This window comes from Armatimonadota bacterium, assembly GCA_039679645.1.
GTDB lineage: Bacteria > Armatimonadota > UBA5829 > UBA5829 > UBA5829 > UBA5829.
In genome coordinates, this window is the sequence record JBDKUO010000058.1 from 26,841 (window position 1) to 37,704 (window position 10,864).

Here is a 10,864-nt window from a genome sequence, read left to right on the forward strand (position 1 = left end):
ATTATTAAATCGCGCGCGCGATCTGTTTCTTGGTGAATGCCTCTATGATATCGCCGACCTGGTAGTCGTTGAAACCGGTAGTTCTAATGCCGCACTCATAACCCTGAGCCATCTCTTTTACTTCGTCTTTGACGTGGCGCAGTGAGTCAAGTTTGCCTTCATAGATCACTTCATTGTCTCTGCGAACCCTGACGCTCTCGTTTCGGACTACACGGCCATCGGTGACATAACAACCGGCAACCAGGCCCTGATTGGGCACTCTGAATGTAGCTCTGACCTCTGCCTCACCCAGCTTGATTTCTTCAAATACCGGTTCAAGCAGGCCTGCCATCGCGCCTCTGACATCTTTTGTGAGTTCATAGATAACGTTGTATGTCCTGATCTCCACATGCTCGGCTTCAGCCATCCTTGCGGCATCTGGAGCCACTTTTACATTGAAGCCAATCACGATTGCGTTGGATGCGGTCGCCAGCAGAATATCCGACTCGTTGATGTTTCCGACGCTGGAGTGAATTATCTCCACACGGACCTCTTCGTGCTCGATCTTGAGAAGAGACTGTCTGACTGCTTCCTCAGAACCCTGGACATCGGCCTTCAGGACTACACCAAGCTTCTTTACGACGCCTTCTTGTATATGTTTGTATAAGTCTTCGAGGGTGATCTTGCTTGTTGCCGAGATACGCTCCTGACGTGCTTCCGCAACGCGCTTTTCAGCGATCGCTCTGGCTTCCTTGTCATCCTTTGCCGATTCGAGTCGATCACCGGCCTGCGGCGCAGTCGAAAGACCCAGGATTTCAACCGGAGTCGACGGAGTAGCCTTGGTTATACGCTCTCCCTTGTCGTCGAACATAGCCTTGATCTTGCCGTATGCTTCACCGGCTACCAGAGAAGCCCCTATTTTCAGCGTTCCCCGCTGGATAAGAACAGTAGCAACCGGTCCTCTGTGCGGATCGACCTGAGCCTCGATTACACTTCCCTGCACCTTGCTCGCTGAGACCTCAGCCTTCAGATCAGCCATCTCTGCGACCAGCAGTATCATCTCAAGAAGTTCATCGATACCTTTGTGCTGCTTGGCCGCGGTCTTTACTATGATAGTGTCGCCGCCCCATTCTTCCGGCATCAGATCGTGCTCCATAAGCTGCTGCATGGTGCGCTCGACATTGGCTTCGGGTTTATCAATTTTGTTTATCGCTACAATAATCGGAACGCCTGCAGCCTTGGCATGGTCGATCGCTTCAATAGTCTGAGGCATGACCGCATCATCGGCAGCGACCACAAGCACTGCGATGTCGGTCACGCTGGCGCCTCTTGCGCGCATTGCAGTAAACGCCGCATGGCCAGGTGTATCGAGGAAGGTGATCTTCTTGCCCTTCCAATCTACCTGATATGCGCCGATGTGCTGCGTGATCCCGCCGAACTCCTGCTCGGTAACGTTTGTGCGGCGGATCGCATCGAGCAGAGTGGTCTTGCCATGGTCGACATGACCCATAACGGTAATTACCGGCGGTCTGGGCTGCATCTTACTTGCGTGCTTTGACTTCGGCTGCGGAGCCAGCTTAGCAGGTTTCTGTTCGCGCGCCTCTTTCTTGGCGACAATCTTGACCGAGAACCCCCACTTTTCCGCCACCTTGCTGGCCACATCCGCGCCGACCTGCTGGTTTACACTCGCAAGAATTCCCATCTCGACAAGCTTCTTCTGGACATCTGCCGTATTAACTCCAAGCGCCTCACCCAGTTCCCTGACTGAAAGCGACTGCGGTATTTCGATTGTCTTGGCCTGATCTATGACACCCTTATCCTGGGATATCATATCTTTGACAGTTTGGGCGGTGGAGTCGTCAAGAACCGTAGACCCACTCGTGGCCTCCACGCCCAAATCCTTTAGGACGGCGAGCAGGTCACTATTTGTGATCCCAAGGTCCTTTGCGAGCTGATGTACTTTAATCTCGCTCATATTTTGTCCACCTCCACCGAATTAGAAATTAGGTTATTGAAATATAGAATATGCAATAGAGGCACGAGAGGAGAAGTCGAGAGGACGACAGGCGGAATGAATGACCAAAGAACACGGATGCCAGTGTTATTCAGCTATCATAGACCATATCCCCATCATTATCACATTACTTCCCATCATTGCTCATTTTCCACAAGTTTTTTTAGTTCCTCGTTCAGGCACTCCGGAATCTCACACCTAAGCGCCCTACCAAGTTTATTGGCCTTAATAGCCAACTGAATGCATTTGTTGGCACTGCACAAATATGCGCCCCTGCCCGGCATTTTGCCACTCGGGTCGATAACCACATCACCAGTGCCGGTACGAACGATCCTTATAAGCCGCTTCTTTTCGGAAGTCTCGCGGCACGACACACAAGTCCTTATCGGAACCTTCCGCGTCTGTCCGCTCATCTAGTCCTCGGTGACTTCTTCCGGCTCGTCCTCCTGCGCAGCAATATCAGGAACCGCCACGATTGCCGGTTCTTCATCCAGATCCTCACCCATAAGCGCAGCCTTTGCCAATTGAGACTCGCTGCGAATATCTATCCGCCAACCGGTGAGTCTCGCAGCAAGCCGCACGTTCTGGCCTGACTTGCCTATGGCAAGCGAAAGCTGGCTGTCCGGCATTATGACCAGAGCAGTCTTGCTCTCATCATTACACTTCACCGAGATCGACTTAGCGGGAGAAAGCGCCTCGCCGATGAATTTCTCTATATTCTCATTCCATCGAACGATATCGATTTTCTCGCCATATAGTTCGTTGACGATGGACTGCACACGCGCACCCCTGTGGCCTACACATGCGCCCATCGCATCGACTTTCTCGTCATTAGAGCTGACGGCAACCTTGGTGCGCGCACCAGGTTCACGAGCTACCGATTTTATCTCCACAATCCCATCGGCGATCTCAGGGACTTCAAACTCAAAGAGTCGTCTGATCAGACTGGGATGAGTCCTCGAAACCACGACCTGAGGTCCTTTGGGAGTCCGCCTGACCTCCAGCACATATACTTTCAGCCTGTCATTGAACCTGTATGGCTCCGACGGCACCTGCTCGGCAGGCGGCAGCAGAGCCTCAATTTTGCCGAGGTTAACGAACACGTTCCTCTGCTCACGGCGGCTGACCGTGCATGTAAGCACTTCGCCGACCCTGTCGCCGAACTCTTCGTATACTCTCTCGCGTTCGGCTTCACGGATCCTCTGGACCACAACCTGTTTCGCCGTCTGAGCAGCTATCCTGCCGAAGTTTTCCGGCGTAACTTCTATTTCAATTGTATCTCCAAGCTTGACATCAGAATCATGCTGACGCGCTTCTTCGATTGTTATATCTGTATGCTCATTTACGACATTCTCAACCACGTCCTTTTCACAATAGACGTGGAAGCCTCCCTTGGATGAGCTGACGCGTACACGTATATCACCCGTAGTCGCGTAGTTCTTCTTATACGCGGTCTCGAGCGCGGATTCTATAGCCGAAAGCAATACCTCAAGAGGTATCTCTTTTTCTCTTTCTATCTGCCGGAGAGCATCCAGGAAATCTGCATTCATTAGCCGTTTTTCTCCCGATACCATGGCAAACGCAAAAGAGTGGGCGCAACTCCCACTCTTACAACGTCGCCAACCAGTTCTAATATAGTATATCAGACGCAAGTGCCTTTTGCAAGACCAATGCAAACCAGAAACTGCATGCAATCAGGTTTGACTACTGGGTAAATTGCCATTATAATGAACTCGGTTATCCGGGGTAGTTCAATGGCAGAACAACGGCCTTTGGAGCCGTGAGTCTTGGTTCGACTCCAGGCCCCGGAACCACAATAGATTGAAAGTGGAAAGCAGAAAGTGGAAAGCCCGGAATCGCGAGGCTCAAGCTTTCCGCTTTTTCTGTATAAAGGGCGCATGATGAAGAACGACTGGGAAAACCCTGAGCTGATCCACCGCAATCGACTGCCCGCAAGGGCGCATATATTCCCCTACCCTGATAAGGACAGCGCAGCCACCGACGAGAGAGAAAAATCGCCGTGGTTTGTTCTGTTGAACGGTAGTTGGAAGTTCAATTATTCCCAGAACCCGCAGTCCGCGCCTAAGGATTTCTTCGCTGAGGGCTTTGACGCCTCTTCATGGGATGCCATCAATGTGCCGGGCAACTGGCAGATGCAGGGATATGGTCATCCGCACTATACGAATGTGATGTATCCATTCCCGGTCGATCCGCCGCATGTCCCGACCGATAACCCCACAGGCTCATATCTGCGCAATTTTGAGATAACCGAGCAGTGGTCGGACAAACAAATTTTCCTTCGGTTCGAGGGTGTGGACTCAGCTTTTTATGTATGGGTGAACGGTGTCGAGGTCGGTTTCAGTAAGGGAAGCAGGATTCCTACCGAGTTCGATATTACTGAATATGTCCGCACAGGTAAAAACACTATCGCCGTTCGTGTTCTTCAATGGTCGGACGGCAGCTACTGCGAAGACCAGGACATGTGGTGGCTCAGCGGGATATTTCGCGACGTATATCTCATCGCCGCGCCGAAAACCCACATCCGTGATATATCTGTCCGCACCACATTTGATAAAAACTATCGCGACGCTATTCTGAGCTTTAGTTGCAATGTGCAGAACTACTCGAACCAAGCGGCAGATGACCTGACACTGGGTGCTGTATTGTTGGATGATGCAAACAAGGAAGTCGCGGCCTGGACAAACAGCTTTAATGTTGCGGCGAGCGCGGACACTCGTATCGGTGCAGAAGTGAATGTCGCTGAGCCAAAGAAATGGTCTGCTGAAACGCCATATCTGTATACTCTGCTGGTCACTCTTAAGGACGGCAGCGGAAACGTTGTCGAAGTAATCCCGGTCAAAGTCGGGTTCCGCCAGGTAGAGATCAAAGGTGACGTCTTCTGTGTAAACGGCGTCCCGATCAAGATCAAAGGCGTGAACCGCCATGAGTTCCATACAGACCTTGGTCGCGCAGTGCCTTTGCAGGCCATGGTTGACGATATCCTGCTGATGAAAAGGCACAATATCAATGCAGTGCGCACATCGCACTACCCTGACGACCCGCGCTGGTATGACTTGTGCGACTACTACGGCATCTATCTGATAGATGAGTGCGACCTGGAGACACATGGTTTCGGTCTGCAGCCGGACTGGCGCGGAAACCCGACTAACGATCCGATTTGGGAGAGCGCATGTGTCGACCGCATGGTCCGCATGATCGAGCGCGACAAGAACCATCCGTCGATTATAATGTGGTCCTTGGGAAATGAAGCCGGTTTGGGATGCAACCATAAAGCGATGGCAGCAAAAACACGCGAACTCGATCCGACCCGTCCGATCCACTATGAAGGCGACTATAAACTCGAAGTAGCCGATGTCTACAGCCGGATGTATCTCCATCTGAACGACGTGATCAAGTTAGGCAAAGGCGAATACAAGATCAAGGGCGCGCATCGCAACTGCAAGACGATGCCTTTCATCCAGTGCGAATATGCTCATGCTATGGGCAACGGACCCGGCGGGCTGAAGGAATATTGGGAGGCATATTACGCTTATCCGCGCCTGATGGGCGGGTTCATCTGGGAGTGGTGCGATCACGGCATCAGGCAGCGTACGGATGATGGCCATGATTATTTTGCATATGGCGGCGATTTCGGTGATCAGCCCAATGACGGCAACTTCGTATGCGATGGGCTTGTTTTCCCCAACAGAAAGCCCTCTCCCGGCCTGATCGAGTACAAGAAAGTGATCGAGCCAGTTAAAGTCGAGTCAATCGACCTTGCCTCGGGCCGCTTCGGGATCACTAATCTCTACGACTTCCGGTCTCTGGACCATCTTGAACTTACCTGGTCAATCGAAGCAGACGGCGAACATGTCCAAAGCGGCAAAGCTGACATTCCACACGTCGAGGCACATAAGTCTGTTGATATCACTTTACCCTATAACATGCCTGAAGCCGCAGAGTGCTATCTGACTCTCTCATTTACATTGGCATGCGACGAGACATGGGTAGATCGCGGCCATGAAGTGGCTTGGACACAGTTCAGACTGCCTGTCAGCGCTAAAGCAGATGGTCGAACCATCTCAGAACCGCTTATTATGCGAGAAGACGATACTGTCATAAAGATCGTGGGAAGCGATTTTGATATCACATTCGACAGGGTCCATGCGATCATATGTGACTGGCGCCATGAAGGCAAAAAGCTGCTCAATTCCGGGCCGAGACTCAATTTCCGGCGCGCACTCATCGACAACGACAAGATATGGGCTGATTCCTGGCGCAATGCAGGCCTGCACCGGCTCCAGCATCGGACTGATTCCGTCGAGGTGAGCAGGCCAAAGTCCGACACGGTCAAGATACATGCAATAGTGCGCATCGCTCCTCCAATATATGACCGCGCATTTGAGTGTGAATATATATACACTATATATGGCGATGGTGAAATCGTAATAGATGTCCACGGCATTCCCACAGGTGACTGGCCGGAGACTCTGCCGAGGATCGGCCTGCAGATGACCGTTCCAAACGATATGGACCAGGTGTCATGGTTTGGCCGAGGGCCGGGCGAATGTTACGTAGACACAAAACAGGCCGGACGTATCGGTCTGCACTCAATGAACGTAGACGATCTCTACACGCCCTATATTTTCCCTCAGGAAAACGGTAACCGCACGGATGTGAAATGGGTCACTCTGAAAAACAGCCTTGGTGCGTCTCTGACAGCGATCGGTACGCCTGCACTCGATTTCAGCGCGCATCGCTTTACGACAGAGGACCTCGACAATGCCCGGCATACATTTGACCTTGCACCACGAAATGAGATAACACTTAACCTCGACTATCGACACAACGGCATAGGCTCCGCAAGCTGCGGCCCAGGTCCTTGGGAAAAGTATCTGCTCAAACCGGAAGAATTCGAATTCTCAATCAAACTAAAAGCAAGCTAAGTAATTCGCGGTAAGTCGCTTTCACGACGCTATAGTTTTTGCACCACTAAAACCACAAGCAATCGTGCAATTTACTAAACGTACATTGCTTAGGATTTTCCTGACTTGCTCCTCCCCAGCAATATTTCGCTCAGCAATCGGATATTGTGTTCCTGCAGTTGACAGCCGCGACACCATTAGGCCATATTCCTAACATTCTGTTTTTCTTACGGGCATAAATGGGTATCTCTCAGGCGGATACTCGTGTATCTGTGACAATTCCGACAACACTCGACACCTATCGGGGATGGCGAGTTACAACCTTTTGGGAGGGGGTGTCCTCATGGTCGAAGAGAAACCAGGACCACGGCGCGGGTCTGTCGGCGCAAAGAAAATTGCGGAGGCGCATCGCGGTTCACATGAACACGATCAATCCGGCGGGTTCGCCGCAAACCCTGAACTGGCCAAACAGGCCGGACGCAAAGGCGGTGAAGCGGTCAAAAAGAAATATGGGCCGCAGTTCTATCGAGAAATAGGCAAAAAAGGCGGAGAGACAGTCAAGCAGGAACGCGGGTCGGAGTTCTATGCCGAAATCGGACGCCGCGGAGGCGAAATGCGCAGCACCAGGATGAAAGAGAGAATGGCGCAGGAACAGAAACAGCAGAAAAAAAAGTAGTCCAGCGCAATACCATGGAAAAGACTTTGAAGATGTTGTGAAGAGCGCACCAATATGTATTTTGCGCTCTTCTTTTTCACGTCTCATATCTGCGCACACCATATATCTGAGCCACCGCGCCCAAAGCCGTCACTAATGCCGCTATAATAAATACTGTCTGCATAGAGAGAAGCTCATTCTGCACAAGCGCTGCACTTATAAACGGTATGCTGATGCCGCGTATCCCCATGAGACTGGCGAAAATACCCTGATACAACGTCACTTTGTCGCTGGGAGCGTAGTGCAGTATGCTGTTGAAATATGACAGTTCGAGCCCCGCATTTGCAATCCCACCGATCACGCATGTCGGTATCAGCATCCACGCATGCGATGCGAACAAGTAATTGATCGGAATGGCGCAAAACAGGGCTGTGTTGATAATTGAGACTAAAGCAGGCCTTTTTCTATCTGCATATGGCCCCCAGTAAAAATAAGCCCCCATTGCAACAATCTGGCCCACGACTGAATACACAGACGCCCACCGCGTATCGACATGGAGCACATCGACCTGATAAATGGAGTAGATCGGTATGGCGAACAGATTGGCCGCGCCGAAGATAAACACTCCTCCGCAAAACCACCTGAACGCGTGATCTTTCCGCAGAGCCCGTATCGCCTCGGCAATCATATGCATAAAGCTCTCTGACGACCCTGCGACGACAGCAGCACTTGGAATCCGGTTAAAGCATAGAGCAGAACCTATTCCAAATACCCCTGCAATCGCAAAAACATATCGATAGCTTACGATCTTTAACAGAGGCCCTGCGGCGGCAGCGACAATAATGGAGGTAATGACAATGCAGACACGCACGTAAGACATGATCCGAACACGATCGCTGTCGGGATACATCTCTTTCATCAGTACGGAATAGGCAGGGCCAGGAACCGTAGTGATGATCCAAAATAATACTATGATTGTGACGAACGACCATGAATTGACTGCAAACAATGTCAGAAGCAGCAACGCTCGACAGATGACAGCCGGCCAGACCGCAAATGCCATTGCAGACCGCCCTTTCATTATGTGCGCCCAGTAAAGCGACAGAATGCTGCCTCCTGCGGGTACCGCCGTGATTATGCCGATCTCAAAAATGCTGGCTTTGAGCTGTTCGCGCGCGATAATCGCGATAAAGGGAACCGTCAGCCCGGTCATCACAGAGCCTAAGATGCCCGCCCACGCATCTTTATTATAGGTATTACGCACCTTTGGCGGCACTCTGTTTTGCAGGAACACGACTTACCTCAAAACTATGGCTCGCCCCAACTTTCAGAGCGAGCCTATCTACTACAGTTCGATTGTTCGGTGTCTATGCTATAGAGTTACCTGCTTTGCAGTTTCGATTCCTTCTATTTTCATGATTTTTTCCAGCACCGACGCGGGAATCTCAGAGTCCACATTAAGGACCATGATCGCGGTCTGACCGGCAGTCTTGCGCCCGACAAACATGCTTGCGATGTTTATACCCTCATTACCGAGAACGGTACCAACATTGCCGATTACTCCCGGCTTGTCCGTGTGCATGGAAACCAACACATGACCCTCAGGGATGAGGTCCATCGGGTAACCGCCCATCTTCACTACACGCATATCTTTGGCGCCGAAGAGCGTGCCTGAAACATCATATTCGCCCTTGTCTGTCTTTATGCTGATCGTGAGCAGTGACGAATAATCTCCCCCCTCCGGTGACTTGCTCTCTACCACGTCCAAACCTCTGGTCTTAGCCATAAGAGGCGCATTGACGGAGTTCACGCCCTCGCCCATAGCAGGCCTCAAGAGACCTACCAGCACAGACCGTGTAACAGGCCCGACCTCATAAGAGGCAATCTCGCCGCCGTACTTGATAGTGATTTGAGAAGGCCTACCCTCAACTGTCTGGGAGACGAGAGACGCCATCTTTTCGGCAAGCGGCAAAAATGGCGCGACCGCTGCCAGCACCTCTGCTGAAAGCGCGGGCATGTTGACGGCGCTCCTGGCAGACCTGCCCTGGAAGACATCCACAATCTGCTCGGCCACATCTATAGCGACATTTGTCTGAGCTTCTTTGGTCGATGCGCCAAGGTGCGGCGTGGTCACCACATTCGGCATCGAGAAAAGCTCATTGGAGAAGTCCGGCGGCTCGGAGACATATACATCCAATGCGGCCCCAGAACACTTTCCGCTTTTCAATGCTTCGGCAAGCGCGGCGTCATCAATAATGCCGCCGCGAGCGCAGTTGATTATGCGCACGCCGTCTTTCATCATCTCAAACTGCTTGGTGCCGATCATGCCGAGAGTGTCTTTATTCTTGGGCAGGTGCAGAGTGATATAATCGCTGCGCTTTAAGCAATCATTCAGTTCGACGAGTTCAGCTCCGAGCGATTCGGCGGCTTCAGCGCTGATGAACGGGTCATATGCGATCACCTGCATCCCGAACGACCGGCACCGCTTGGCAACTTCCTGGCCGATCTTACCAAGGCCCAGAATGCCTAGAGTCTTTTTATAGACTTCATTACCGACATACTTGCTGCGATTCCATTCTTTGCCGGACATGGAGCAGTATGCCTGCGGGATATTTCTGGAAAGCGCAAGGAGCATAGCAACTGTAAGCTCTGCGGCAGCTATCGTGTTGCCACCGGGGCTGTTTACCACTATGACGCCTTTTTCGGTCGCGACCGGCACATCGACATTATCGACTCCCACTCCGGCCCGGCCTATAATCTTGAGCTTCTTGGCGGACTCAAGAATCTTCGCGGTAACGGTGGTGCCGCTGCGAATTACAAGGCCGTCATACTCACCAATAATCTTACAAAGTTCATCTTCCGACAGGCCGGTGTTCACATCCACATCGGCTACTTGCTTGAGAATATCAATACCTTCTTTGGCCAACTTATCGCTGACAAGAACCTTAGGCATAGTCAAGCCTCCTCATTGCGGTTTGCGCGACTGCACAACTCTAACAATGAGACTCTTAGACATTGAACTTAAGAAAACCTTCGCCCCTTGACGAGCTGATGTAAAAAACCTGAGGTTTTGCGGGCAGGAATGCCAGCGAAGAACGGTCGCGGGAGCAATACCTCTAACTATCAGAAGCATTATTAGGTTTATTGAGGTATTTCGGGAATTTAGAGGCTGTCTCAAAATTATTTTCTAAAACATTGAGAATCAGGCATGGATTGATGTGTTGGATGTCGAACTCCTATATATGAGGAGGTTGCCATGCCACAGTTCAAAGAAATGCCGATGCCACCTGA

At 51.4% G+C, this 10,864-nt stretch carries 7 protein-coding genes and 1 tRNA gene; 3 read left to right on the forward strand and 5 right to left on the reverse strand.

Annotated features, from left to right (window positions below):
• Positions 1-4: 4 nt before the first annotated feature.
• The 3 genes from infB to nusA all read right to left on the reverse strand — a co-directional run bounded on the left by infB (position 5) and on the right by nusA (position 3,543).
• Positions 5-1,954, reverse strand: coding sequence for a translation initiation factor IF-2 (infB, locus tag ABFD83_11945; protein ID MEN6357782.1), 1,950 nt, complete (start codon positions 1,952-1,954; stop codon positions 5-7).
• A 176-nt stretch (positions 1,955-2,130) separates the two neighbouring features.
• On the reverse strand, positions 2,131-2,406 hold the full coding sequence (locus ABFD83_11950; GenBank protein ID MEN6357783.1) for a YlxR family protein: 276 nt from the start codon (positions 2,404-2,406) through the stop codon (positions 2,131-2,133).
• On the reverse strand, positions 2,407-3,543 hold the full coding sequence (gene nusA / locus ABFD83_11955) for a transcription termination factor NusA (GenBank protein MEN6357784.1): 1,137 nt from the start codon (positions 3,541-3,543) through the stop codon (positions 2,407-2,409).
• A gap of 190 nt (positions 3,544-3,733) precedes the next feature.
• Here nusA and ABFD83_11960 point away from each other — a divergent pair.
• From ABFD83_11960 to ABFD83_11970, 3 genes are all read left to right on the forward strand, one after another.
• Positions 3,734-3,807, forward strand: a tRNA-Gln gene (locus tag ABFD83_11960).
• 27 nt (positions 3,808-3,834) lie between these two features.
• The gene (locus ABFD83_11965; GenBank protein ID MEN6357785.1) at positions 3,835-6,939 is read left to right on the forward strand and encodes a glycoside hydrolase family 2 TIM barrel-domain containing protein; all 3,105 of its coding nucleotides are present in this window, start codon (positions 3,835-3,837) and stop codon (positions 6,937-6,939) included.
• Between the two features lie 322 nt (positions 6,940-7,261).
• On the forward strand, positions 7,262-7,594 hold the full coding sequence (locus tag ABFD83_11970) for a KGG domain-containing protein (GenBank protein ID MEN6357786.1): 333 nt from the start codon (positions 7,262-7,264) through the stop codon (positions 7,592-7,594).
• A gap of 76 nt (positions 7,595-7,670) precedes the next feature.
• Here ABFD83_11970 and ABFD83_11975 read toward each other — a convergent pair whose 3' ends face one another.
• On the reverse strand, positions 7,671-8,867 hold the full coding sequence (locus ABFD83_11975) for an MFS transporter (GenBank protein ID MEN6357787.1): 1,197 nt from the start codon (positions 8,865-8,867) through the stop codon (positions 7,671-7,673).
• A 78-nt stretch (positions 8,868-8,945) separates the two neighbouring features.
• On the reverse strand, positions 8,946-10,526 hold the full coding sequence (serA, locus tag ABFD83_11980) for a phosphoglycerate dehydrogenase (GenBank protein ID MEN6357788.1): 1,581 nt from the start codon (positions 10,524-10,526) through the stop codon (positions 8,946-8,948).
• Between the last annotated feature and the right edge of the window lie 338 nt (positions 10,527-10,864).